Origin of the sequence: Halalkalibacter kiskunsagensis (assembly GCF_037027555.1) — a bacterium.
GTDB classification, from domain to species: domain Bacteria; phylum Bacillota; class Bacilli; order Bacillales; family Bacillaceae_D; genus Halalkalibacter; species Halalkalibacter kiskunsagensis.
On sequence record NZ_JAXBLX010000003.1, the window covers coordinates 1 to 26,311 of the forward strand.

Annotated in this window: 19 protein-coding genes and 1 pseudogene; 3 read left to right on the forward strand and 17 right to left on the reverse strand. The window is 37.8% G+C overall.

What is annotated here, in order from left to right; all coding sequences use genetic code 11:
- From SLH51_RS02260 to SLH51_RS02270, 3 genes and pseudogenes are all read right to left on the reverse strand, one after another.
- Window positions 1–160: pseudogene (locus SLH51_RS02260) on the reverse strand (IS5/IS1182 family transposase); the annotation flags it as partial.
- A gap of 351 nt (window positions 161–511) precedes the next feature.
- On the reverse strand, window positions 512–1,234 hold the full coding sequence (locus tag SLH51_RS02265; RefSeq protein ID WP_335958795.1) for a DUF2812 domain-containing protein: 723 nt from the start codon (window positions 1,232–1,234) through the stop codon (window positions 512–514).
- A complete protein-coding gene (locus SLH51_RS02270; protein ID WP_335958797.1) occupies window positions 1,231–1,548 on the reverse strand; it encodes a PadR family transcriptional regulator in 318 nt (105 codons plus the stop codon). The genes SLH51_RS02265 and SLH51_RS02270 overlap by 4 nt, the downstream gene beginning before the upstream one ends.
- Before the next feature lie 586 nt (window positions 1,549–2,134).
- Here SLH51_RS02270 and SLH51_RS02275 point away from each other — a divergent pair.
- Both SLH51_RS02275 and SLH51_RS02280 read left to right on the forward strand, forming a co-directional pair.
- Window positions 2,135–2,980: a protein-glutamine gamma-glutamyltransferase gene (locus tag SLH51_RS02275; protein ID WP_335958799.1), complete on the forward strand. Its 846-nt coding sequence runs from the start codon at window positions 2,135–2,137 to the stop codon at window positions 2,978–2,980.
- 146 nt (window positions 2,981–3,126) lie between these two features.
- Window positions 3,127–3,366: a YjcZ family sporulation protein gene (locus SLH51_RS02280; RefSeq protein ID WP_335958800.1), complete on the forward strand. Its 240-nt coding sequence runs from the start codon at window positions 3,127–3,129 to the stop codon at window positions 3,364–3,366.
- Here SLH51_RS02280 and SLH51_RS02285 read toward each other — a convergent pair.
- From SLH51_RS02285 to SLH51_RS02315, 7 genes are all read right to left on the reverse strand, one after another.
- Window positions 3,363–3,494 (reverse strand): hypothetical protein, encoded by a 132-nt coding sequence (locus tag SLH51_RS02285; protein ID WP_335958801.1) that lies wholly within the window; start codon window positions 3,492–3,494, stop codon window positions 3,363–3,365. The two genes, SLH51_RS02280 and SLH51_RS02285, sit on opposite strands and share 4 nt — an antisense overlap.
- A 359-nt stretch (window positions 3,495–3,853) precedes the next feature.
- Window positions 3,854–4,513, reverse strand: coding sequence for an SDR family oxidoreductase (locus SLH51_RS02290; protein WP_335958802.1), 660 nt, complete (start codon window positions 4,511–4,513; stop codon window positions 3,854–3,856).
- Window positions 4,514–4,794: 281 nt separating this feature from the next.
- On the reverse strand, window positions 4,795–8,010 hold the full coding sequence (locus SLH51_RS02295; protein WP_335958804.1) for a DEAD/DEAH box helicase: 3,216 nt from the start codon (window positions 8,008–8,010) through the stop codon (window positions 4,795–4,797).
- Between the two features lie 192 nt (window positions 8,011–8,202).
- Window positions 8,203–11,400 carry an AAA family ATPase gene (locus SLH51_RS02300; RefSeq protein WP_335958806.1) on the reverse strand — a complete coding sequence of 1,066 codons (3,198 nt, stop codon included), beginning with the start codon at window positions 11,398–11,400 and terminating at the stop codon, window positions 8,203–8,205.
- Window positions 11,397–12,026 carry a hypothetical protein gene (locus tag SLH51_RS02305; protein ID WP_335959050.1) on the reverse strand — a complete coding sequence of 210 codons (630 nt, stop codon included), beginning with the start codon at window positions 12,024–12,026 and terminating at the stop codon, window positions 11,397–11,399. The genes SLH51_RS02300 and SLH51_RS02305 overlap by 4 nt, the downstream gene beginning before the upstream one ends.
- Window positions 12,027–12,081: 55 nt before the next feature.
- The gene (locus SLH51_RS02310) at window positions 12,082–13,494 is read right to left on the reverse strand and encodes a hypothetical protein (protein WP_335958807.1); all 1,413 of its coding nucleotides are present in this window, start codon (window positions 13,492–13,494) and stop codon (window positions 12,082–12,084) included.
- Complete coding sequence (locus tag SLH51_RS02315; protein ID WP_335958809.1) at window positions 13,479–14,801, reverse strand: DUF2399 domain-containing protein; 1,323 nt, start codon at window positions 14,799–14,801, stop codon at window positions 13,479–13,481. Before SLH51_RS02315 ends, SLH51_RS02310 begins: the two co-directional genes overlap by 16 nt.
- A gap of 368 nt (window positions 14,802–15,169) precedes the next feature.
- On the opposite strand from SLH51_RS02315, the gene SLH51_RS02320 reads away from it, so the two are divergent.
- Window positions 15,170–15,793 (forward strand): cell wall hydrolase, encoded by a 624-nt coding sequence (locus SLH51_RS02320; RefSeq protein WP_335958811.1) that lies wholly within the window; start codon window positions 15,170–15,172, stop codon window positions 15,791–15,793.
- Between the two features lie 330 nt (window positions 15,794–16,123).
- Here SLH51_RS02320 and fbp read toward each other — a convergent pair whose 3' ends face one another.
- The 7 genes from fbp to SLH51_RS02355 all read right to left on the reverse strand — a co-directional run bounded on the left by fbp (window position 16,124) and on the right by SLH51_RS02355 (window position 26,285).
- Window positions 16,124–18,055 carry a fructose-1,6-bisphosphatase gene (fbp, locus tag SLH51_RS02325; RefSeq protein WP_335958813.1) on the reverse strand — a complete coding sequence of 644 codons (1,932 nt, stop codon included), beginning with the start codon at window positions 18,053–18,055 and terminating at the stop codon, window positions 16,124–16,126.
- A 629-nt stretch (window positions 18,056–18,684) separates the two neighbouring features.
- The gene (gene hprK, locus SLH51_RS02330) at window positions 18,685–19,620 is read right to left on the reverse strand and encodes an HPr(Ser) kinase/phosphatase (protein ID WP_335959051.1); all 936 of its coding nucleotides are present in this window, start codon (window positions 19,618–19,620) and stop codon (window positions 18,685–18,687) included.
- Window positions 19,621–19,781: 161 nt separating this feature from the next.
- The gene (locus SLH51_RS02335; RefSeq protein WP_335958815.1) at window positions 19,782–20,414 is read right to left on the reverse strand and encodes an HAD-IA family hydrolase; all 633 of its coding nucleotides are present in this window, start codon (window positions 20,412–20,414) and stop codon (window positions 19,782–19,784) included.
- Between the two features lie 473 nt (window positions 20,415–20,887).
- Window positions 20,888–22,000, reverse strand: coding sequence for a GntR family transcriptional regulator (locus SLH51_RS02340; protein ID WP_335959053.1), 1,113 nt, complete (start codon window positions 21,998–22,000; stop codon window positions 20,888–20,890).
- 129 nt (window positions 22,001–22,129) lie between these two features.
- Complete coding sequence (gene araA, locus SLH51_RS02345) at window positions 22,130–23,617, reverse strand: L-arabinose isomerase (protein WP_335958816.1); 1,488 nt, start codon at window positions 23,615–23,617, stop codon at window positions 22,130–22,132.
- Window positions 23,618–23,737: 120 nt separating this feature from the next.
- The gene (araD, locus tag SLH51_RS02350) at window positions 23,738–24,430 is read right to left on the reverse strand and encodes an L-ribulose-5-phosphate 4-epimerase (RefSeq protein WP_335958818.1); all 693 of its coding nucleotides are present in this window, start codon (window positions 24,428–24,430) and stop codon (window positions 23,738–23,740) included.
- Between the two features lie 256 nt (window positions 24,431–24,686).
- On the reverse strand, window positions 24,687–26,285 hold the full coding sequence (locus SLH51_RS02355) for a xylulokinase (RefSeq protein WP_335958819.1): 1,599 nt from the start codon (window positions 26,283–26,285) through the stop codon (window positions 24,687–24,689).
- Window positions 26,286–26,311 lie beyond the last annotated feature (26 nt).

The window sequence follows — 26,311 nt, forward strand, 5'->3', positions numbered from 1 at the left end:
CTCGGCCGTTATCATGGCAATATTTAACCTTTAATTCATCATATACAAAGGAAAAATCAACCAATTCGTTAATTCTCATTAGTATATTATCTTTTGGTACGACCATATCGTATATTGCTGAATAAGGACTTAAAAGAAGAGATTGTTGGTTAAATATCATTAGACACACCCGCTTTTGATTGATACTTAATTATAAATCAAATAAAAAGCATTTACTGCTCAAAAAAAAGAGTAGTAAATGCTTTCGAGACTTTTTCAGTGGCTTCCATTAACGCACTGGGGGTCAGGCACTTTAGGATATGAGGATACAGTTCATTTGTATCCTTAGAGCTCTTTCAAATATTAGCTAAGACCCGCTTTAGTTCGTGTCCATTTTATAGTCTAAAGCCACTCTTCTCTCTTTTGGCTCGATTAACCGTCAAAAGGTTTATCTGCCCACATAACATCATGCCTTAATACCCAAGCTTCTTCCTTCTCTATTTGTCTAATCGTACTTTCCATCGTTCTTATCCTACTCTTTCTTTCCATTTAGTTTATGATAAAGAGACATGCTTCCCCAAATAACACTTGGAACGGCGACTGCTCCTATTACCATATACACTAAAACGTGAACTGGACTGCCTAAACCATTACCAAATACCAAAAGGATAACTGCTAGAAAGAGGAGAAAGAAAGGTAATGTTGTTGCCAGGTTTGCCAATCCTTTTTTTTCTTTTGCCTTCCATTTGTTATTGTATGTTGCGCAAACTGTCCAAGCTACGGGAATGGCAATCACACTAAGAATAACAGCTATTACAAGAAGAACTGATTGCCATGTACCAGAGCTTACCATTGCCCCCATCCATGCGAGAGTCGTTATGAAAACGATTGGAATCGCTAGTCCTTTCATAGAACCACTTAGATTTGCGTACTTTTCTATCAATGTATCACGGTCACTGTAAATCGGTTTTGTACCAGATTTCGCTCGAAATAAATGAATATTTCCTTCTGAGGCAATATGCAACCACCCCGCAGATGAGAAAAAATCAAAGTATTCTTCTTCCTCCCCCTCTTTTAATGAACGACAATCTACACTGTAGATATAGTCTGTGCTTTCTCCTTTTTCAAGTATATACCCCATAAACTTGAAGCCTTTCACATGCCACCCATTTAAAGAAAATCTGCGCAATTTTTCCATGTCCTTCTTCTCTGAAAAAGCCAACCCACCCGAGGTAATGTACTTTGTTTGCATCATTTTTCATCCTCCGTTAATCCAACTTCTGCTAATTGAATCATCTGTTTTCTTAGCTTCACATCTTCTTCTAATACTTCTCTGCCTTTTTGGGTAAGTAGATATGTTTTTCGTCTTGAGTCCGAGCCATCATGCAGATAAATCCATTCTTGTTTCAATAACTTTTTTATGATCGTATACATGGAAGCAGGTCCTATCGTGATCGCGCCATTTGTTGTTTCATCAAGTAAGTTCATAATTGCGTACCCATGCCTAGGCTTCGTTAAGGCAGCCATAATATAAAACATGGAATCTGTTAATTGCTCTGTTGTTTTCAACTCATCACCCCTTTGTGTCACTTAAAGATATATCACATAACAATATAGTTCCAATTAAAATGTATCACAATGTGATACATTCGTCTATAGATATATCATAATTTGATATATCTGCAAATGGAAGAAGATGTGACAGACATTTTTGAACAGGCTAAAAATGGTGCCTGACCCCCAGTACTTCATTTTCTCTTCTATAAAATCAAACACTTCTCTTTTCGGTTTTGCATGACCAATGGTTCCAGAAATAAAAGTCTTTTCTACAGGAATCCAGCGACTAATGCCGAGTTGCTTTATTTTCATTGCTTGATGTTTTTCCTCACCATTGGTAAGAATCCCAAGCTGTTTTCCTTTTTTATTATCAATTAAAAAAGAAAAGCTCCTACAACAAGAACACCAAAAATATATCTTGAGGAAAAGGGATAAAAGTGCAATCCTTATCGATTTAGTGACAGAGGAGGGACAGGTTTTGAACTGTCCCCGTCACTCAGACGCCATACCTGTCCCCTTGTCCCAATAAACATTATTAAGATATAACTCGAATACATTAGGGATAATGCATAAATTTATGTTTTAAATGGGGGAGCATATGATACAAATTATGGGGATGCCTTTTCAACTGACTGAAATGGAGAACTTTGGTAGAGTAGAAAGAACGATTATACAACGAATGTATGAAGATCCTGCCCTATATTCATATTCTTACTTCGATGAATTTGTATTTGAAATCAAAACTCGAAAAAACATTATAGATAGTTCGATAAGCATGAATGAAAGCCAAATGGAGTTTACCGTATTCGAGAATGCTCGTTGCAATCCACAGTACTGGTACTTAACAGAAACAGGTGGATTCCTGTTAAGGCAAGATATTAGGCCCTCTGATGCCATTCAAGACATTTATAGGAACAGTTCACTTTATGGATTTGATTGTTCGACGGCTTGTGTCATCATCTTTTATCATGCCATTCTAAGCAGTATAGGTGACCATATATTTAATCAAATATTCCCAAACCTCTACTTATATAGTTGGCATGCTGATTCGGATCTTGGACTACACAACATTTATACAAATCATTTTATACCTGGTGATATTGTTTATTTTAATAATCCGGACTTTCATCCACAAACTTATTGGTTTAGAGGGGAAAATGCTGTAGTTCTTGGTGATGGGACCTTTTTTGGACATGGGATTGGAATATTGACAGCTCAAGAAATGATACAATTTTTAAATGAAAATAGAATACCACAGAGTAATCAATCCGCCTATTTGCTCGATTCCATCACTAGACCTGACTTTAGCCATTTAGCAAGAATGACAATGTTACAGCGAGGATATCTCACATTTAAAAAGCAACAAACCATAATCCATCATAACCAATGTTCAATATCCTTTATACAATATCTGTTTTACCTTCATCAAAACCTTAATCGATGATTAAAACGGACGTTCTCCTAGTAATCATTTTTGATTTTATGACTCCGAACCAAGACACCTACCCATTTTTATGTAGACGGGCTACATTTTCAAGGTAGGCGAGTATTATATAGTGATAAGTAACTAACCCGAGAGGAAGTGTCAACATGTATCCAAACGTAAACGCACCTTTTGCTATGGGAGCTAACGTTAACGCACCATTTACTATGGGAGCTGCCGAAAATATGCCATTCACTATGGGAGAAGCTTCTCCTTATCAACCATATCATTATTCTCCAGTTATGGGGTATAGTGCCCCTTCACGCTGCTACGATAGTTTCATTCTAATTGTAGTCTTGTTTATTTTGTTAATTATTGTAGGTGCGGGCAGCTACTCTAAATGCTAAGCTCTAGTACCGGGGACAGGACCAGCTAGCAAAAGGACGAATTTCTTGCCTCTTTTCATTAAAAAAACACAAGAACCGCCTCCTTGCTTCATAAATGGAACAGCTTCTTCTTCTGTCCACTCAGACATGAGACCATCATTTTTCTAAAAAAAACCTGTCATTTGTCGACTTCGACAAATGACAGGTACCACAACATGTTTAGACCCCCGAGAATAAAATTGAAAAGTTCCTGCCGCACTTGGTTGATTAAGAACAGCCATGTTTGTGTACTTACCTAGATTAACTTGTCGATAATTGTCCTAATATACTCCTTTATTGCCTTTTCAAAAGGATCTTATATACTTAATATACCAAAACATACGGCATGATTTCATCGTTAAATGTAATATTTAAGTACCGTTTTCTAAACCAGCGTTTCAACTGTGACAATCACATAAAAAAGACCATTCACCTCTTTAGCAAAATGGTCTTTCGTTTAACTAAATTTTTATATAGATTGTATGGCGTCATTTACAGCCTTCGTTCCTCCCAATACCTGGAATTCCTTTCCAATCGTTATGTCATTTTCTAAGCTAGCAACAATTACACTTGCTACGTCTTCTCTAGGTATCTCACCTATTTCTAGATCGAAGCCCGCTTGGATCAGATTCGTTCCTTCATCATTTGTGAGCGCGCCTGGATGGATGATTGTATAATCTAAATCCGTTCCTCTCAACCATTCATCGGCATAATACTTTGCTACCACATATGGTGCAAACGAAGGAGATGCTGCGAGGATTGCTTCACGCCTCGTGTCAAACGAACTTATCATGATAAACCGCTTCACACCAGCAACTTTGGCCGCCTCGATTGTTTTCACAGCACCATCCAAATCTACCATTATCGTTTTATCTTTCCCTGTGTGCGGCCCAGAGCCTGCGGTAAATACAATTGCATCGACTCCTTCAGCTGCCTTTGCAATGGATTCAATATCTCCTTCAAGATCAACCACTACAGTTTCCGCACCTAAGTTTTCAAAAAAAGAAGCTTGTTCTTGATTCCGAATCATTGCCCTCGCTTCCAGACGATCACTATCCTGAATAAACGACACAAGATGTTTTCCAATTTGACCATTTGCCCCAACAATAAGAACTTTCAAATTATCCATCCTTTCTATTTAAATGCATAAGATCCTATAGTCTTATGAATCTCATTTTACTTTCATGATAAAAGGATAGAAACGGAAATGCAAACACTATGTCCATATGAGAGAGGTTTCTTGACCCTTTTCCCAAAAAGTGTGACACTGTTTGGCCCTAATGTCCATTTACTTTTCGTATCTACTAATCTTTAATTATCACGTCTGAACTTGATTCGCAAAAATTGTTTTTTACCTTGATACATGTTTCAAAATATTAACTGGACACGGAACCTGCCCACGTGTCCATCTTATCCCATTATAATCTCACGAATATCCTCTTCTGTTAATACAGCTGATGCTTGTTCTTCTGAATCCACAATCTCTGCAATGAGATCTCTCTTTTTTTCTTGGAGCTCATTTATCTTTTCTTCAATGGTGCCACGGGCAACTAGCTTTATCACTTTCACACTTTTTTTCTGTCCCATTCTGTGAGCTCGGTCTGCAGCTTGCTCCTCGACCGCCGGATTCCACCAGAGATCATATAAGATGACCGTATCTGCACCTGTTAGATTCAGTCCTGTTCCTCCTGCTTTTAAGGAAATAAGAAACAACTCTCTCTCACCATCATTAAATCGGTTGCAGAGATCCAATCGTTCCTCTGAAGGAGTTTGTCCATCAAGATAGAAATAGGTTTGACCTCTCATTGTAAGCTCTGTCCCTATCAGCTCAAGCATTTTCGTGAATTGGGAGAATATCAGCACTCTTCTTCCAGAAAGTCTTGATTCCTCAACGATTTGTAGAAGCTGTTCAAATTTTGCTGAGCTTCCCTTATAGTCATCTACAAACAGGGCAGGGTGACAACAAATTTGTCGCAACCGGGTCAATCCTGCTAATATTTTGATCCGGTTCTTTCTTAGTGTATCCTTATCAAGATGCTTTAATGTCTCGTGTCGTAACTTTGCTAAATAGGCCATATAGAGCTTTTTCTGTTCCGGTAGCAACTCTGCTGATACAAGTGACTCGACTTTCTCAGGCAACTCAAAAAGCACATCCTCTTTTATTCTACGAAGTAAAAATGGGCGAACTCTCAGAGCAATTTTTTTCCTGGATAGTTGGCTGTATTCCTTTAATCCTTGGAATAGTTGCGGAAAAACGACATGATAAATCGACCAAAGTTCTTCAAGTGAATTTTCCACCGGTGTTCCTGTAAGCCCGAAACGATGGTCTGCCTTGATCCTTTTAACAACTCGAGCTGTTTGGGTCACTGGGTTTTTAAACGCCTGAGCCTCATCAAAGAAGACAGTATGAAACGTTTGCTTCTCATACCATTTAATATCACGACGAAGTAAAGGATAGGACGTAATCATTACATCTAATTCTTTCGTATTTTTTAGTATTCGTTCTCTATCCAATTTATTTCCATCTACTACTACGACTTGAAGTTCAGGAGCAAATTTCATGATTTCATGTAACCAGTTATACGTCAAAGAGGACAGGCAAACAATAAGGACCGGCTCACTTCTTTTTCGAATCCGTGAAAGCTCAGAAACAATGAATGTAATGCTTTGTAACGTTTTACCTAGACCCATATCATCGGCTAGAACGCCACCAAAACCATAACTCGCAAGTGTCTTCATCCATTGATATCCGCGCTTTTGATAGTCCCGTAATACAGACTCTAAGTTATGTGGCACCTCAAATTCCAGATTTCCCGGGTTAAGTAGATGATCAAGAAATTGACGAAACGATTCGTCTGCCCGAAAGACTTGGCTATCATCAATAGAATCAAGAAATTTTAGCCCTTGAATCATAGGCATATTAAGACTCTCTTCAAAGTCTTGATCCTGAAGCGGAACAGTATTCAAAAAACGATGAATTTCTTCCATCTCCTTCGTCTCAAGAGATAGAAGTGACCCATTTTGAAGACGGTAATATTTTCGCTTCTCTTCTAGTGCTGCTAAAATTTCCTTAATTTGTTTGTCGGCGATCCCATCCATTTCAAACTTAAATACCAGCCAATTTATTCTTTCTTTTTCATTGACCTTAACTCTAATTCTTGGATGGGGATTCTTTTTCAAGATGCGATTTCGGACAGCCGTTGTTGCATAGATTTGGACGATTGCTTGAAGCTTTGGAACGACATGGTATAAAAATTCATACTCAAGTGCTTCATTTTGCATAAAGTAACCGCCATCTGTTTTAGAAAAACCGCTTTCCTCCATGAGTTGAAGGATTTCCTCTTCTCTTTCCAAATCCCTTAAAATCATTGGTCCTTTTGGAATGTCTCTGCTTTCCAATGGTTGAAAAATAACATTTTCATATTGAAACTCTAGTCCTACGAGCAATCGGTTTCTCAAACGATCCAAGTATAGCTTGGCAATAAGCGGTGTTTTCAACATCTCCTGAGATAATGCTTTCGACAATTGGACCTTACCCACTTTTTTCAGGCCTGGTACGATTTTTTTCAGAAAAAAATTGATTTGTTCATGTGGAATTGGAATGTGATTCTTACTCGGAGACGCTAACATTTGCTTTAATTCGTATAATCGTTCACAATCCTGTCCTTCTAGCTGAAAGACTTTCCCGTCACACAGCACAGCGCTATAGAAGTTTAAAACGACCATTCGTTCAAAGCCTTTGATTGTCAATTGATAATCAGCGCCCTCGGTTTCTTCGAATGTAAACTGTATAGGAGGTGTTCCATCCACCATTTTGAATCTCTCAAAAGTACGACCATTATGCAAAAGCGAAACGAATGGAGCTTTTGTGAGTATTGGGACGAGATCCTCCCATGAGGAAGGTGGAAGTAGTAATATCTGATTCGTAACGGTATCGTCAGAAGCGTAAGGCTTGGCTTCTAGAAAGGCATTCTCATCACAAATGACACCAATAAGTTGTTGAATAACTGCATCTGTTTCAATTGAAAAGCAATGAATGCTTGGATCATAAGTAAATGCAGGGGATACCGCACTTGGTTTCCCTTGTTTTACAGCTTGTAGAAAGTCTCGTATGTTTTGTACTTTTGTACTCCCGATCTTTACTTCCATTCCAAGTAAGTGCTGATCCCTTCCGATCAAGACTGGAAGACTTGTAAACCTGACAGGAAGAACTTCTCTTTTTTCAAAATAAAGTTGTTGTCCAGTTGTTCGTGTAGGTCCGTCTTTAAATAGTGACATGAAGTCTTCTGTTAGCTCACCATAATTAGATGGTTCAACTTGTCCACTTGAAAGTGATTCCCCTTGCCGTTGTAGTCCATAAATGGCTAATAAAACGGCCGCAATATGTTGACAGCTTTTTTGAAAATTAGCTAATGTCGGACAGCTGCATTGCATCTGAATGTCCCCAGTTTCCCCTTTTGAAATTGTGACATGAAAATCATCCTTACCACTAACGGTGGCTTCACAGAAATCAGGGCTATACTGATTAAATGTCACTTTATTAGAGCGATAAAAAGAATCCCCTCTTTTATAGGAGACAGTACCGCAAATTTCTTTAATCATTTTGTGATTTATTTTTATCTCCATGTACTTCCGCTCTTCCCTTTTTATTTATTGAGACCAAACTCCTCGTATTTATTTCTTTCAATTTTTAAAGGTCCTGTCCCCCACTGCTTTAACGGAAGCCACTGATAATGTCCATCGAGAAAGCGGCAATTTTGCTTAAAAGGGGACAGGAACCAAAAATGGGTGATAAAAAGGAATTTTGTTATTTTATTTTTACGTCTTAACAATCCCCACAACATTACTTTTCGGAACGGTTGGATCATGCTTGACGATAAAAGCTTTTGAAAAACGACTATGGTATTTTGATTCATGCGATTTTGGTGTTAAAATAATTAACTTTCGTTGCAACTGTTGCACATATAAATCAAAAACCTTTACTTTTCTGTTTTCATCTAACGCACTATCAAACTCATCGAGGACAATAAAGCCTGGTGTGGTTTGTAAATTTTGAAGGAGAGCTAAGGCAAATAGAAGAGAACTAAGTGACTCTTCTCCACCTGAGACACCCTTCCCAACCTTCCCACCGCGGGCTTTCACACTGACATCCTCTAATGCTCCCTTATGCCCTTCTTTTCTTGCTTTAATATATAAATTAAAATGTGTCCGTTTTCTTCGGTCTTCATAAGATTCCCAACTAATGTCACCTTCAAATTGAAACTCGTTCATGTATGTTTTAAAGCGTTGTTGGATTTCTAGAACGCGCATGTTTATCGTTATCTCTAAGTTATTTCTTAGCTCTTCTGCTCGCTCTGTATCTTGCTCCAGTAATACTTTCGTACGTTTATATTCACTGTCTAATCGATCATATTCATTTTTTATTGTTTGATAGTTCGCCTCTGCCTCAGGATCTATTCCGTCTTCATGTCGTGCATTATTAAAATTAGCTTTTCCTAAATCGCTATTATGCAGCAATCGCGAAATCGTTAATAGCTTTCCCCTATCCAATTCACTTGAGCATTCATTATAAATCTCAAAGACCAAACCTTTCATTTCATTCAGCTCTTTAATACATAGGACGATTTGTTCTTTTTTCACATCTAAATCTTCTTGCTTAGTTTGAAGCTGTTTTTCATTCGTTCTTATTCTACCTATTTCAGAATCAATTTGATCCTGGATCGTGCCTCCTTTCCGCTCCGTACGCCTAATCTTCTTCTCTAAATATTCCTGCTGCTCATCCAGATCTTTATTTAATTGCTTCTGGCGGTCTAAATCCTTAGTATCGTTTTCATTCTTTTTCTTTAGACTATGAAGCGCTTCATACTTATCTGACATTTGACCTAATTCGTTATAAAATTGTTTTTCATCGTTTAATTCTTTTTGGAGATTTTCTTGCTTCACTTGCTTACGCATTAAAGCATCTCTTTCAGCTTCCAATAATTTCTGCTCCGACTCCAACTCATCTTTTTTGTTCGTCTCTTCTTCTAATTTTTGTGTTCGTTGTCGTCGTTCTTCTTCCAAGGTCATAAAAGCTTCCGATTCCTTTACTCGATGAATGATACTATTCAATTCCTGATGAATTTTTGTAGTATGTTCTATGCTTTCATTTAGATTCTCTCTTGCTTTTTTATCTGATTCAATCTGTTGCATAACCGCTTGTTTCCTTGCCATCAAAGCTTTTGCACTTAGGATGAATCGATCTTTTTCTTGCGGCCCTCTATAACCAAACGAATCAACTAAGCTTCCATTCTCCATTCTCACTTTCCCTTGAGTAAATAGCTGTTCGATCCACCATAATGCTTTCATTGCTTGAGGTTCTTTTGCGCCAATTCCACTCTTCATTTTTAAATGGAGGTGGGGTAAGCGAGTTACAGACCGGTTAGGAACTAGCTTCATTAAAGGGACATGATATAAATCATTGGGTGGATTCAGGCTCTTTCCTTCAAAAAAGATCGTATATTTCATCGCATCAAACATGTGTTCATCTTTCAGTCTTGCCTCTTCATCTAGCTCCACTAGTTCACGGAGCGGATAAGCTTCGATTCTCTTTTCTTTAAAGAACTGTAAGGACTCTATCTGTCTTTCTGATAAATCACGGTTTTGATCTAGCAATTCTCGTTCCCTCGTTAACTCAACTAGCCTTCTTTCTATATCGATTTTCTTATTTCGAAAAGTCGTCAAATCATTTTCTAACCTATCAATATCAACCTGCACAACGTGACTACTCTTATATCTTGCCAATCTTTCCTTATGAAGAACAGCTGCTTCGTTATCACCTTTAATCACCTGTTCAAGTGTTGCCATCTGTTCTACGATTAAACGCCAGTGACGATCCATTTCACTTAGCCTATCCTGCACTTTCTTAAACCTCTCGTTTGTTTCTTTTTGGGAGATAGTCAGAGTGTCTAATTCATCGCGAACTTCTGGTTCTGTTCTCCTAATAAATTGCTTTCTTTCGAGAATGGACTTTAGTTCTTGCTCTAACTCATTTATTTTTAACTCATTTTCTGAGATTTTCTGAGATAATTCATTTTCTTTTGTCTCTTCTTTTTCTATCTGTTGAAGGAGCCATTCATTATCGGCCTTTAGTTGTTTAATTTCAGTTTCTATTAGCTCCTGTTGCTCTTTTTTAGCAGCCACCCTTTCTTTTTCCTCTTCAATCTCTTCTCTTATTTGCTCAATTATATCTTCCAGCTGGTCTTTTTCGTTCTTATAATGAACTTCTAGTTGCAATAGAGATCCAATATAAAGCTTAGCACCAGATTCTAACCGGTTTTTATTAGCTAAAAAGCGATCTAGAGCATTTTTTGACAAGGAGAGCAATTGTTTTTTGTGCTTCACATTAATCTCTGCTGACCCTAGTGTTTCCTTCGTATCCTTTAACTTCTCCATGCTTTCTTCCCAATTTCGCTGTACCTGATCAATTCCGTGCATTTCGCTAAAAATACGGAAACGTTCTTCTGGGCTCATCACTGCAAATTGATTTACTTCCTGCTGGTACCAAATTAAATAAAATAAGTCAGGGTCAATTTTATATTTTTGTCCAAGTGCCTTTCTGTAAGCAGTAAAATTATTAAACCTATCCCCTGAGGTGAATTTAATCGGCGTTTCCCACTCATCAATTTCCTCTCCTGAAAAAATGAAGAACTCTTTCTTAATGGGTTGACCTGGCTCTTGGGCAATATGCAAAGAAAATTCAACATAGGAAGGTGCATCAATCTTCATTGCTCCTTCATTTTTAAAAAGGAGGGATATCTTCCCTTTCCACGTCTGTTCTTGTGGTAGATTTCGAGACTTCAACCCTTCAATGTCCACTTTCGATGAATACAAGACAGCCCCCATGCAGAAGGTGATCGTTGACTTCCCAGCCCCATTAGGTCCTGTAATCATTACATGACTGTCTTTACCGGACAAGTTTAGTTGTGTTGGTTCGTAATCCCGGATGCCTGAAAAGGTTAATCGCCACGGTATCATTCAGATTCCCCTTTCTGATAAAGGTTATATCGTTTAAAGAACTTTAAAACCTCGTCCTTATTTAATTGATTTGATTGACTAAATTCCGTTGATCTTCGTAAAAACGAATCCGAAAACAGGTGTACACCAATCGCAGTTAATACATAGGCTTTTTCATGAGAGGAGGTTTCGAAGTCTTCGATAGCACCAATTTTCTTCAAGGGATCAAGATTCACTAAAATACGTTGATTTGCCTTCGTAGACTCGTGCCCAAAAGCATTTAAAAGTTGATCAAATAAAGTAAACTCATGCTGCAAGACTTCTTGCTGATAAAACATATAGAAAAGAATAACTAAGCTCTCTTTTGTTAACGTGTTTCGCGCCGCCCTAGCTGGCACTCGCATTAACACAATGACTTGATCTCGGCGTTCATCATAGATCACTTTGAAATACCGGCTCACAGCTTGATTTACTCTTGTAATAAAGGAATAAAATTCTTTGTCGTCACCTTGAATTTCTAGTTGCTTTTCCACTTCTTTTCTAGATAAGCCAAAATTTCCACCTCGGATAGAAGCAGAAGAAGAAAACAGTATATTCATGAATGCTAGTTCTTCCCTCTCTGATAATACACCTTTTAACGATTGCATCACATTGAGCGGATTAACATTCGTCTCGCCATTTCCCTCACGAACAGACCTTTCATCATTCTGTTTTTTTTCTGTTTTTTCGTTTACTGACGACTTTGGATCTGTCTGCATCATTCATCCACTCCCAATTTCTATCATATAATGGGGATTTTGTTCCCTGCTCCCCTTTGGTGATCGCTACTTTCTTATTCCCGACTAATGCAGAAATGGCCGTCATCGCATTAATAGCATCACTCCACTTTGTTGAGGTGGCTTCAATCACCACTTGCTCCATTGGTGCCTCTTCTTGTTCCTCAATGTACTTTTCGATTTTTTCTGTCTCTATCATTTCCTTCATCATTAACCAATTTGCATTATTCAATAATTCTTCCACATCATCTTCAGATATTTCCTCTGATGAGTAAACTACTTCCTCCTCTACCTCTTCCATCGGAGCTTCAATCGGTTCATACGTTTCGAGATAATGTATCCCTTCGTCAATGGCTATTGGAGATAGTGGCGCAGCGAATTTCACAGGAATCCATAACCCGTCAATGGCTTCATCTTCATATTGATTTTGTTCCATAAAACTAAGGAGGTGATGCGCATTGGGAACGTCAGAATGTAAAGGAGGTGCAAACATTTTCGTAATAAAATCCCTCACTTTTTCAGGTTGAATATTTGAGGATAGAGGTGTTTCTTGCATATGTGTAAATTTCAGAAACTTATTTATCATCCCTAAACTTAAGTTGGTTCCTTCTGCTAGTACCGCTGTCCCCTTCTGCATAAGATTCGTTAATACTAGACTTTCCTCCACTGTTTGGAATTGGCGAAAACGGTCTTTCAGTTTCACATCTAAATCTTCCATCAGTCCATGGATCAACTCAAGTTGTGGCAAAGCATTCCGATCAGCTAACATTTCAAGTTCTCGTTCTTTCATTAATTGAATAGCATTTTCCACGTTTCGAATGATACTTGCAATTTTATTCCCACCTGATATTCCTTTGTCGTCATAGGCTTCACTCAGCTCTGCATCTCTTCTTGCCTGAAACAGAGACCGGCCAATGTCATCATGCTTATAATAAGCGAGGGAATCATTCGCGAGACGTATTAGCATATCCATCATTCGTTTCCCTAGATCCCTCATTTTAAGTTGTTTAGACTGCTTGGACATCCAATTGTTGTTAATTAAAATTCGAATGACTTGCTCCACTCTCTTTTTTGAAGGTGGATGTTCATCTGTAAACCTATTTTGGTATCGATAAAAAACAGTTTCTTCATTTTCGATAGGGTCATCAAGCCCAAGTGCCTCTTCGTTAATGAGTTGGATAATCCTTAAAAAGCGCAGAATTTCTCCTGGTGACTGAAACGCATCTTGGGAACCTAAGTCTTTTAGAACACCTGCTAACGAAGCAATGTCTCTCATAGACTGAGATACCTCTGGCTCCGATTCATTCGCAGTAAAAATAGAAGTTAATGATTGATCCATTTCAGCCAGTCCTCCTTTCCTCCCAGCACTTGCTCTTGTTCAAGTGATTGTTGTTCCAATAGGACCTCCATATATTTTTCAAATTCATGTATCTCTCTAATAATCATTTTTCTGTGAGTGATCCATTTAAACTCCATATTAGGGGCGGTTGAACATGCTTGATACAGCTCCTTGGTGATTTGCAGTCCGTCCTTATCATAGTCACACCAAATAATCACCTGTTTAAGAGAACTGTTCGTCAGTAACTGTTGGATACATCGCCGGTGAGAGTTGCGTAAATGCCCATCCACACAAATGACTAGCGTGTTCGTTGCCTTGAGAAACCCCTTTTCAGAAGCTACCCTCGTTAAGATTCCTCTATTTTCTACAAGCCATAATGTGGTTGCACTAGTTTGATAGTTATCTTCTACAATCGATAAGTCTGTTAAGCTATGCACTGGACCGTAAGAATACGAAGAGAAAACACCTCTCACGTCTCCTGAAAAATAAAGTGGTGTTATTTTTCCGAGACTAGTTAGACCGAGATTCACTACTGGACATTCAGCCCATTCTTCCAACTGTCCAATAAACTCTTCTTTGTTCGTATCAAAGACTTTTGAACCACCAATTTCTTTATAATAACTTGCCCCCACTTCTTTCCAATCAAAATTATCCTTTTGCTTAGAGAGTTGTAGCGTAGCCGTAGTAAAATGGAGAAACTTCAACCGCTTTTTAAAATCCCATTTATTTGGAAAAACATGTGTTAGTTTCAATGCATCTATGTCCTCATGTATCAGTGAAACTATTGACTCTTCTAATAAATGAATAGCTTCCTTACGTTTAGTAACCTGAGTAGCAATCTTCGTTTGTAAAATCTTATTCGCTTTTTCATTCCATAGGTGAAGTTCTTCCACACTAGCACTTCTATCTTGATTCGAAATATCTTCCAAATAAGCAAATAGTTTATAACCCATTCGATAGTCACTAGATTGAATCGTTTTTTCATCCTTTTGAAAACGTACTTCTTTCATAATCCACCCTAGATCAAGCCATTGAAGAGTTGTTTTATCATACTCATTTAGTTGTATCTTCTTTTTGGGTGTTAATTTCATTTTTTCAAGAATTGGATCGATCGAATCACAATTAGATGTATTACTATTTGGAGAGAACATTAATTCTCCAATTTTCCTGTACGTTCTCGCTGTTTTCTTTACAATTCCTACTTCCACAAAAGGAGACGCTTCCTTCGTCGTACTATTAAAATGTAATTCTTCCCCTTTTTTAAGAACATGTCGTTCAATAAAGTTAATAATTGATTGATCGATCATTTCCGTGCCTCCAATTTGTTGCTATCTATCATTTTTCGACAAAGTGCTATATTTCTATTTTATCGCTTTTTCCGAAGCAATGAAACGAAACTATATGATAATCAAAGACCACTTTCTCCCAATTATAGGCACAAGGGTACATGTCCCTCGTTCCACTAGCACTTTAAAATATTGGAAATCGGGAACCTTTTCTTTGTCTTTAAAAAACAACTACTAGTATCTCTTCCGGTAAATCCGAACCCAATCTTTATCTCATTCTCTCGCTTGTAACCTCTATGTAAACATATTGTAATACTATTCTTTTTTATGAACTCATAGGGATAGAATTATGTAAGTTACTATTCGATCTTTACTAGGAGGAAAACAATATGAACAAGCTAATTTTCGTACTAACTCTACTAGCAGCTCTATGTTTTGTGACACCTACTTTTGCTTATACCGTTCAAAAAGGGGACACCATGATGGAAATCGCACAAGACAATGGATTGACATTAAGCGAATTATCGAAAGCTAATCCACAAATTACAAATCTTGATCTTATTTATGTCGGTCAGCATATTAATATTAATTTACATAAAAAGAACCCCTCTCCTGAACCAAAAAGTGAAAAAAGCACCTCTATCAATGAATCTGTTTCAGAAAAAGAACTAGATCTCCTTGCTAGAATTGTAAGAGCCGAAGCTCAATCAGAACCTTTTGAAGGAAAAGTTGCAGTAGCTGATGTTGTCTTAAATAGAGTAGAAAGCCCTCAATTTCCTGATACGATAAAAGAAGTCATTTATGAGCCTGGACAATTTCAACCTGTTGCCAATGGTCAAATCAATAAACCAGCTGATGAGGAGTCAATCGAAGCAGTTGATGCGGTTTTATCAGACATGAGAAATATAACGGAAGAGTCATTATTCTTTTACAACCCAGACATAGCAACAAATCGTTGGCTAGATTCTAGAGAAACAGCCGTTGTTATTGGACAACATGTATTTAAAAATTAATTCTGCTATAAAAGTAGATTCAAGGAACATATAGGACTCTAAAATAAAAACCGGTCCATAACAAAAGTAAGATACTGATACTCCACTCTCTACAAATTAGGATAAAAAGGTCCTGCTCCCGCTCTACTAAACGGGTACAGGACCAGCCTACTCTTAAAACAGTCTTTTCCAACCTGCATCTTATTAATCTATGACAGATCCTTCACCCACAGAGCAATGTCGATCAATTTGTGTGCCTTCATCAAAGCCATTTCCTAGATTAATGCTTTAAATCGCTCGATAATTACCATTATTATATAAGATAGAATCTATTAGATTGTATGATTGGTATCATTTCATATAGCGGTATTCCATCAGACTATTCAAAATAGAGACTTCTTGCAGAATTTCCTCTCCAACATTCGTTTCTAGAACCTTTTTTCTTTCTAGTTCTTTATCCACCAATCTTTTTACTGATAAAACATCAGTTCCATTTAGTAGAACATCTTCTTTTGAATTAAAATGTGTATGGGCGACAAGCTGCATACCAAAGGAATTATATAATAAAGTATATCCAGCAATCCCTGTTGTTGATTGATAAGCCTTGGAAAAGCCTCCATCAATGACAATCATCTTTCCATTTGCCTTAATTGGATTTTCACCCTCAATTTCTTTAACGGGTGTATGGCCATTAATGATATGACCTTGATCAGGATTAAGATCAAATTCTGTTAGGATTTTGCGGCAGGTTTCCTCATTTTCACGTAAATGGTAGTATGGATTCTTTCTCTCTTTATGGGTTTTTTTATCCTTAATGAAATACCTTTCAAAGGTCGTCATTTCTCTTTTCCCAAAGAGTGATGAATATTCTCCTGACCATAAATACCAGACCATATCTTTCGCAAGATCATCTGTCTCTTCAGGATGTGCAAAAGCATGTCGTAAATAACGTTCAAACGTATCAAGTAAATCACGACCGGCATAGGTTTTATTTTCAATGACCATTTTTTCCATATTTCCTTCTTCATCTAAAGGAATACATCCGTGTATTAATAAGTTTCCGTTATACTTTAAATAGAGACTGCCTTTTTTCATAAGAAAATTCATGTGTCTAGCCAGCTTTTCCGAATGCTGGACAGAAAATAACAGTTTGTCCATCACTTGTGCTTCTTCCTCCAACAGTTGATCGGGTTGTTCCTGATTAACCGTTGCAAAGCAAGTATTTTCTAGTGGATATGTTTCCCCATGAATCGTTATTTCATTTCTGTCATAATCAATTTTCTCAAGCAAAAGCCTTTCTGACATCTTAAAGTACGGGCGTCTCTTTATAATTGGGCTTTCAAGTTTGAACTGAATCATGGCAATGGCTTGATGAATTTTCGTAATTTGTAATTGTTCTTCCTCAGATACTTTTTCATCTGAATGTCTTTTTGGTCTAAAGACTGGATTGTCGTCATAGTATTTTTCCGCAAGATTAAGAAGTGGCCTTAGATTGATTCCATACACATCTTCAATAATATCCAAATTATCGTACCGAGCGCAGATTCGAATAATGTTAGCGAGACAAACCTTGGATCCAGCAAAGGCCCCTAACCATAGGACATCATGATTCCCCCACTGAATGTCAACAGAATGATAATTGATAAGAGTATCCATAATTTTGTCGGGTTCTGGTCCGCGATCATAAATATCTCCCACTACATGAAGATGGTCTACAACCAACTGCTGAGTGGTATAAGCAAGACCTATAATGAGCTTATCAGCTTGACCTAAGGAAATAATTTGCTGGACAATTTTTGTGTAATAAGGTTCCTTATTTGTAAATTCATCCGTTTTGTATAGAAGTTCTTCTATAATATAAACAAACTGATCAGGCAATGCTTTCCGTAATTTCGAGCGCGTATATTTAGAAGAGGCATAAGAAACAAGATTAATCATACGCTCAATGATTACTGTGTACCATTGATGTAATTCTCTTTCATTGTCAAAATCATTCTTAATTAACTTTATTTTTTCTTCAGGATAATAAACTAATGTTGCAAATTCTTTAATCTCTTTTTCAGTTAATAACTTTTTATAAAGATCTTCTATTTTCCCTTTTACATTCCCCGAACCATTTCTTAACACATGCTGAAAGGCTTGATACTCCCCGTGTAAATCACTAACAAAATGTTCTGTTCCCTTTGGTAGATTAAGGATGGCTTCCAGATTAATAATTTCAGTGACCACTTTTTCTTCACAATCATATTTTTGGGCCAACAAATCTAAATATTTTGAGTTCACTATTATGTATCCCCTTCCAAAATTCATCATTGTTTTACATAGAAAAGATTGCGATTACACACTTACACTATAAGAGAAAACTCAAATCGAAATTATAACGGTAATTTATATTTTCATTGTTTTTGTTATATTTAAATATACCAATTCGATCAGATTCTACTATTATATCAAAAAGGGGGGAAAGGGGACAGGTTCACTGTCCCACCGCCTCAATCCGACGAAAACAAAGGGACGGTTCTTGCTTCTTTCCCATAATTGCTTCAGACTCCATGCTCATCACACAAGGGGATCGCCTAACCACTTCTCCTGTAACCGGCAACAAGTCCAAATTCAAGGTCTGTTGATAAGCATAGTTGTATTACGTTTGTGTTTGAGCAGGTTAATAGCAACAAGCGCACTATTATTCAGAAATATACGGAACTTACGGAAGAAGAAATTCAATTTTTTCGTTTTCATCCAGACACGCCTAAGGAACTACGAATTCGCTTTATATAGAATTTAGTAGAATTTAATGCTATGTAGGATTTAAAGAAATGGTTCCATTCCGTATTTCTCTAATGCTTCATAAAAACAGTGCCAGACCCCCAGGTGCTTTAAAGCACTGGGATCTGGCACCTATCTTACTCAATTCATTCATCTCTTGCATTCGACAAATCCGCCTCAATCCTGCTCATAAACTCCTCTGCAGCGCTGTATCCTTGCTGCCTTAAATACCAGTTATTTGCCGCAGCTTCAATTAGTCCTGCTACGTCACGTCCAGGCTGAAGTTGAATTTCAATGGATGGAACCTTTACTCCCATATATTCTGTAAAAGCAGCATCATGTTCCAATTCATTATTTAACGAATCTTTTTGCCATTTCATTAAGTGAATATCGAGTGAAATTCTTGTTTCATCTTGGAATACTTTTCGGCCATACATCCGTACTACATTTAATAGTCCAATACTCCGAAGAGCCAAAAACTCCTTTGTGTGTTCATCATGGGTGCCTAGAAGTGTTCGTGGACTAAGCTTCTTTAATACGACGACATCATCAGCCACAAGACGATGTCCCCGGCCAATTAATGTGTGTGCAATTTCACTTTTCCCTACTCCGGAATGACCACGAAGTAAAATCCCAACTCCAAACACATTTACACAAACTCCATGTATAGAAATTTGCGGTGCCAAATTTTTCAGCAAGTAGGCATCCAACATAATAATAAATTCAGATGTTGTTTCTACTGTGTTTGTTACTAATAAAGGGATGCCTTCTTCTTTACAATAATGCGTTAAATATGTAAGTCCTTCTTCACCAGCCGTAACGATAAAACATGGTGGGTGATAATGAACAATATTGCCAATCCTGATTCTTCGTTCCTCATGGCTTAGCTTATGCAAATAGTTAATTTCTTTTCTTCCTAATATTTGAACTCGTTCCGTCGGAAAAAAATCAAAATGGCCAACGAACTCCAAACCGGGACGATGCGCATGTGATTGGGTTATATTTTTTTGTAACTGATCCTCACCAGTCAATACTTTCAATGAAAATTTCTCTACCAAGTCTGCAACAGTTAATTTTTTCACTTTCTGTTCACCGCCATCATTGCCTATTAATTTTTTTTCATCTTTATTCATTATAGCACAAGGGACAGGTCCCTCGTCCCAGTCTGTCCTCTGTCCGTTAATCTATTGGATTAAGTTCCTGCCCCTGCACTATAACATATTAGAAGTTAGGAACCATTTCATTATTTTTGAAAAAGAACTTCCAGTATCTCCTCCGGTGAATCCACAAGGCAATCCGGCTGTTGTGACTGCACAAGCTCTTTTGCATCATAACCCCAACTTACCCAGATGATTTTGACTCCAGTTGTCTTGCACGCCAAAATGTCGCGTTGCTCATCACCCACATATATAACTTCCGATGCCCCTAGATGATTTTCCTTAAGAAATTTACGAATCAATTGATCTTTGCCAAATATTAGATTTGAACTCAAAATCTCTGATATATTTCGAACATAATTTCGTCGTAATACCTCTTTAATCACATCCTCAGAATTAGAGGAAATAATCGCAAGTTTGTGACCTTCTCTCTCCAATGTATCCAGCATTTCTTTTATTCCAGGATACAAGTTGATCTCCTTTGCATATTTTCGATAGAAACGATAGAAGTCTGGAATGATGAGTGGCGTTTTAAAGATCGGGAAGTTCAAACACTTGATTCTTTCAAGGATCGGTAGCTTTCTAAGTGAGTTCCATTCCTCACGTTTAATCTTTCGATACTGATGTTTGTCCGCTAAGCTGTTCCATGCAGAGATGAAAACATTTCTGGAATCAGCTAGCGTTCCATCAAAATCGAAAATAATATATTTAAGCATCATTGTCTCCTATTCTCTCCACAGTAATGAATACGCTAGATATAGATTCATACATACATTAGTCACATTTCTCCCATGCGTCTACAAAATCAATGCTCTATTTGTGAACTTGACCAATATAGCCATTTAATCCACCTATAGCCCGTTATTTAAAAGTTGGTTATCTGATAGCTAATGTATACTATTACCCCAAGCTCTAAAATGTACTCAATTAGCTGGAAATAAGCGAAATTAACGTAGTGGGAGACAGGCACCCGTATGTGCAACCGAACTTGTGACCTTTGTAAAAGCTATTAAACTGACCGCTTTCAATACAAAAAACGCCGGATTAAAACGACGTTTCATCAGTATTATTACGGGACTTTATCGCTTTTGTTTATCCATGAAAAGCGAAGACAGCACCTGAAAGAGAAGAACTGGGGGGCGTGGCTTGAGGGGTAGAAACCGTTTCGAGCCTCTCGACAGGTACCTAGTACCTACAAATATTGTTTAGTAGAATCTCGAATAATTAATTCTGGATCAATGACGCTGGATGCACCTGTATCCCTTGCTTTTTTGTGTGAGCTCGTTACTACTTTGATTATATCTAATATCATCTTTGCAGCACTTTCACCCATCTTGCTCTTGGGATGTTGAATTGTCGTCAATTTAACTTCCGTGACATTGGCCATAAAAGAATCGTCAAATCCAACAATCGAAATATCTTCAGGAACTTGAAGATTTTTTTCTCGAATAACATCAAGTAGTCTAATTGCTAGTTCATCATTATAACAGACAATAGCAGTTGGTACGTCACCATCTATGGTTAACTTGTCCCGCAAAATTTCAACAGGTTTCGTCGCTTTCTCTTCGGAACAATAGGTTACAATATTATTAGGGTCAAAGGTTATACCATGCTCACGGTGTGCTTTAAGAAATCCCTTCATCCGTTTATTACCTTGTATATCATCCGTTTTAAAGAAACCGATAATATTGGTATGTCCCAATTCAATGAGATGCTCTGTTTGAACATACCCACCCTTTTCATCATCCATCGTGATGCTAAGGGGATCTAATTCATCATAAAAAGCATTGATCATAATATAGGGGATATTTTGTCTTTCCAGATTTAAATAATAATTAATATTTGGATTAAATAATGCACTTTTCGTTGGTTCGATAATAACCCCATCAAAACGCTGTGTTAAGATTTTTTTTAGAGCCCTTTGCTCGCTGTCGTGATTATTATTCGTACTAAACAAACTAACATGATACCCGTACTGACTTAAATAGGATTCTGCTCCTCTGATGATGGAAGGAAAAATATAATCGGAAATGGACGTCGTAATAATTGCTATATTCTTTTGATTACTTACATTCGTACTTACTTCATCTATAGACCGATCTACACAAAACGTACCCGCACCTTGCTCTCGATATAACCATCCTTGTGTTACGAGCTCTCCAATGGCAACGCGAACTGTATGTCGACTGACTTCAAATTGTTTCATCAATTCACTTTCTGAATAAATCTTTTGATGAGGTCGGAAGGTGCCGTCAAGTATTTTAGACATAATCGCTTGTTTTACGATATTGTATTTTGTTTCGATTTTCATTCACCTCCATGACACGCTGCAGTTCGCTCCACTTATTACTTAATAAATTGACCCCATGTACTTAGGGATAAGCATAAAAAGGAAGCAGAGATTTATTTCTTTTAAACCTCTGCTCCGTTGATACTATCTTCTCCAAATTGCTTCATTCCACTTTAATTCATTGCGGAATTGTCTCACTTTCGTATCCTCATCGATGACAACCACTTCTATTTTTGCCATATCAGCAAAGTCGTATAATTGTTCTGTCGTTACATCAAAAGAGAATACCGTGTGGTGTGCACCACCAGCATAGATCCAAGCTTCAGTAGCTTCACTTAATGTAGGTTGTGGTTTCCATAATACTTTAGCTACTGGTAATTTTGGTGTCTCAATGGTTGGTTGTTCAGCTTTCACTTCATTGATTACAAGACGGTATCTACCACCTAGTTCAATAAGTGAAGCATTAACTGCATCGCCGCCTCTACCATCAAATACTAGACGTGCTGGATCCTCTTTCCCACCGATCCCTAGAGGGTTAACAACAATTTTAGGTTTAGTAGCTGATACTGTCGGACAAATTTCAAGCATGTGTGAACCAAGAACCATTTCATTACCAGGCTCTAAGTGGTACGTATAATCTTCCATGAAAGAAGTTCCTTTATTACCAGAAATAATTTTCATTAGGCGTAGCAATGCTGCTGTTCTCCAGTCACCTTCACCAGCAAACCCGTATCCCTCTGCCATTAGACGTTGTGCTGCTAGTCCTGGAAGTTGCTTCATTCCATGTAAATCTTCAAAGTTTGTCGTGAAGGCGTTGTAATTTCCTTTCGACAAAAATGCTTTTAAACCTAACTCAATACGTCCTTGCTCAAGGATCGAGTCTCTTACTGCGCCTTGGTCACTTGCTTCAGCTGGAAGCTCATATAATTCACTATACTCATTATAAAGTGCATCTAGCTCTTCATCCGTTACTTTGTTCATTTCTTCAACTAAATCACCGATGCCATAATAATCGACGGTCCACCCAAATTTAATTTGTGCTTCCACTTTATCCCCATCAGTTACCGCAACGTTTCTCATGTTATCACCGAACCGAGCCACGCGAATGTTTGGACCTTCTGTAACACCTACAGCTGTTCTCATCCAGCTAGCTAATTTTGTTGTTACATCGTTGTTTTGCCAATGTCCAACAATAACTTTTCTTGAAACATCCATTCGAGTTCCAATAAACCCGTACTCTCTGTCACCGTGAGCTGCTTGGTTCAAGTTCATGAAGTCCATGTCGATTTCGCTCCATGGGATATCACGGTTATATTGGGTATGTAGGTGAAGTAATGGTTTTTGTAGAGCCGTTAGTCCTGCGATCCACATTTTGGCAGGTGAGAATGTGTGCATCCAAGTAATTATCCCCGCACAACTTTCATCTGCATTTGCTTCGATTGCTAATTTTTTAATTTCATCTGCAGTTTTAACAACAGACTTAAATACAATGTTAAAAGGAAGTTCCCCTTCTGTATTTAACCCTCTTACAACTTCCTTTGAGTTGTTAGCCACTTCGCGTAATGGTTCTTCTCCGTATAAGTTTTGACTACCAGTAACAAACCAAAATTCATAAGGTCTTGTTTTTAACATGTGTATTCCTCCAAATTTATTATTTTATAGAGTTAGATTCATTGTTCAAGTACTATTGTTTCATGACATGATTTGGCCACGTTCGAAATAGATCAGCATATTTAGCCATTTAACATCCTCTTATTTTTTCTGTCCATAATATGCATTTGCGCCATGTTTTCTTAAATAGTGTTTATCCAATAACACCTGATCCATCGTTGGGATTTCCGGATTAATTTGATATGTGTGGAAATTCATTTGCGCCACTTCTTCTAAGACAACAGCGTTATGAACGGCTTCACTTGGATCTTTCCCCCAATTGAACGGTGCATGACTATGAACTAGTACACTAGGAATCTGCATAGGGTCAATGTCTTTAAAAGTTTCAACAATGACATTCCCCGTTTCCAATTCATACTCTCCTTGTATCTCTTCTTCTGTCATTTCTCTCGTACAAGGTACGGTACCGTAAAAATAATCTGCTTGCGTTGTTCCTAATGCATGAATGGGTTTACCCGCTTGTGCCCAGCTTGTTGCCCAAGGAGAATGGGTATGAACAATTCCCCCAATGCTAGGAAAATTTTGATAAAGTACTAGATGTGTCGCTGTATCAGATGATGGTTTTAAATCACCTTCCACAATATTCCCCTCTAGATCTAGTACAACTAAATCTTCTACTGTCAACTTCTCATAAGCAACTCCACTTGGCTTGATAACTACTAATCCACTCTCTTTGTCGAAACCGCTTACATTACCCCACGTGAAAGTTACCAAACCATACTTAGGTAAAGCCAAATTTGCCTCTAATACTTGCTTCTTCAAGCTTTCTAACATTAGCTGTTCAGCACTCCCTTCAACCAATCATCATCTTGTACGTATAAATCTTCTTTCATGAGTAAATAATAACGTAATTTGTACGTACAATCAACAGTAATTTTAAAACTAAGTTATATTGTAGTTATCTATCTACAATTTGTAATGTTCGCCAGCGGTAAGTGTATGTGTAGGTGCGGACCAGTAAGTATTCGAAAACAGCAAAAAAACGACAGGAAAAAACTCCCCCCCTGTCGCGCTGTAAATCCCTTCCTATTTATTGATGATTTTCTACTGCTGCTCTTTCAATTGCAAGCCCGTTCTTATAACGTTCCATAAATTGTTCAAAACCTTCTACATCTTTCGGATCTGGAGAAACCGTCTTCACTGCTTGGTCTACAAATACTTTCTCGTTCAAATACGCTTCCAATGTTTCATTTTCCTGTTTGTTCAACATATACGATCCAAGAAGGGCAATCCCCCATGCTCCACCTTCACCTGCCGTTTCCATAATTGAAACTGGAACATTAAAAGCAGCAGCTAAGATACCTTGTCCGACACCTTCTGTCTTAAATAATCCACCATGACCTAACACTTCATCCAGTTTTACGTTCTCTTCTTTAAGCAGAATATCCATCCCTATTTTCATCGCACCAAACGCTGTCAATAAATGAACACGCATGAAATTAGCAAGATTGAAATTGCTTTTTGAAGAACGAACAAACAATGGACGACCTTCTTCAAAATGGGTCATATGTTCACCAGAAAGATAGCCATAAGATAATAGACCACCACCATCGGGATCTCCTTTTAGAGCTTGCTTAAATAATGTTTCATATAACATATTCGTGTCAACTTCAATCCCCATTGCATTTGAAAATTCTTCAAATAATCCTACCCATGAATTCAAGTCTGAAGAACAGTTATTGGAGTGAGCCATCGCTACTAGATTACCTGTAGGTGTGGTGACAAGATCAATTTCAGGATGGACTTTGGACAAATCTTTCTCCAGTACCACCATGGCAAAGGCAGAAGTGCCGGCAGAAACATTACCAGTACGTTTGGCCACACTGTTTGTGGCAACCATACCAGTTCCTGCATCACCTTCTGGCGGACAAAGCGGAATACCAGCATGTAGCTCTCCGGTAACATCCAGAAGTTTCGCTCCTTCTTCTGTAAGTATGCCAGCGCTTTCACCCGCAACCAAAACGTTAGGCAAAATATCTTCCAAATTCCATGGTAGATTATTAGGGGCAATCAATTCATTGAATTGATCAAGCATTGTTTGATTATAGTTCTTTGTGTTCAAGTCAATTGGAAATACACCAGATGCTTCTCCAACTCCGAGAACCTTCTGCCCAGTCAGCTTCCAATGAACATAACCAGCTAGCGTCGTCTGAAAACCAATATCACTAATATGTTCTTCCTGATTTAAGATCGCTTGATACAAATGAGCAATACTCCATCTTTGAGGAATTTGATAGTTAAACAGTTCTGTTAAATGACTCGAAGCCTGTTCGGTAAAATTGTTCCGCCACGTACGGAATGGGACTAGAAGTTCTCCACCTTCGTCGAAAGCCATATAGCCATGCATCATTGCACTAAAACCAATTGCACCTATTGTTTGTAAGGTAATTCCATACTGCCGTTTCACGTCAATCGCCATCTTTTGATAGCTATCTTGTACACCCTTCCAAACTTCCTCCACACTATATGTCCAAATATTATTCACATTACTATTTTCCCAATCATGGCTGCCAGAAGCGATTGGTGCATTATCTTCGCCAATAAGAACTGCTTTAATTCGGGTTGATCCAAGTTCTATACCAAGTACTGTTTTCCCACTTTGTATCGCATTTTTCGCATCAAGACTCATTCAACTTTCCTCCAATAGATTCATAA

Excerpts from the sequence above, each read along its gene's own strand:
- SLH51_RS02265 (WP_335958795.1), bottom strand. The coding sequence starts at position 1,234 with ATGATGCAAACAAAGTACATTACCTCGGGTGGGTTGGCTTTTTCAGAG.
- SLH51_RS02275 (WP_335958799.1), top strand. The coding sequence starts at position 2,135 with ATGATACAAATTATGGGGATGCCTTTTCAACTGACTGAAATGGAGAAC.
- SLH51_RS02280 (WP_335958800.1), top strand. The coding sequence starts at position 3,127 with ATGTATCCAAACGTAAACGCACCTTTTGCTATGGGAGCTAACGTTAAC.
- SLH51_RS02285 (WP_335958801.1), bottom strand. The coding sequence starts at position 3,494 with ATGTCTGAGTGGACAGAAGAAGAAGCTGTTCCATTTATGAAGCAAGGA.
- SLH51_RS02290 (WP_335958802.1), bottom strand. The coding sequence starts at position 4,513 with ATGGATAATTTGAAAGTTCTTATTGTTGGGGCAAATGGTCAAATTGGA.
- SLH51_RS02295 (WP_335958804.1), bottom strand. The coding sequence starts at position 8,010 with ATGGAGATAAAAATAAATCACAAAATGATTAAAGAAATTTGCGGTACT.
- SLH51_RS02300 (WP_335958806.1), bottom strand. The coding sequence starts at position 11,400 with ATGATACCGTGGCGATTAACCTTTTCAGGCATCCGGGATTACGAACCA.
- SLH51_RS02305 (WP_335959050.1), bottom strand. The coding sequence starts at position 12,026 with ATGCAATCGTTAAAAGGTGTATTATCAGAGAGGGAAGAACTAGCATTC.
- SLH51_RS02310 (WP_335958807.1), bottom strand. The coding sequence starts at position 13,494 with ATGGATCAATCATTAACTTCTATTTTTACTGCGAATGAATCGGAGCCA.
- SLH51_RS02315 (WP_335958809.1), bottom strand. The coding sequence starts at position 14,801 with ATGATCGATCAATCAATTATTAACTTTATTGAACGACATGTTCTTAAA.
- SLH51_RS02320 (WP_335958811.1), top strand. The coding sequence starts at position 15,170 with ATGAACAAGCTAATTTTCGTACTAACTCTACTAGCAGCTCTATGTTTT.
- SLH51_RS02335 (WP_335958815.1), bottom strand. The coding sequence starts at position 20,414 with ATGATGCTTAAATATATTATTTTCGATTTTGATGGAACGCTAGCTGAT.
- araA (WP_335958816.1), bottom strand. The coding sequence starts at position 23,617 with ATGTTAAAAACAAGACCTTATGAATTTTGGTTTGTTACTGGTAGTCAA.
- araD (WP_335958818.1), bottom strand. The coding sequence starts at position 24,430 with ATGTTAGAAAGCTTGAAGAAGCAAGTATTAGAGGCAAATTTGGCTTTA.
- SLH51_RS02355 (WP_335958819.1), bottom strand. The coding sequence starts at position 26,285 with ATGAGTCTTGATGCGAAAAATGCGATACAAAGTGGGAAAACAGTACTT.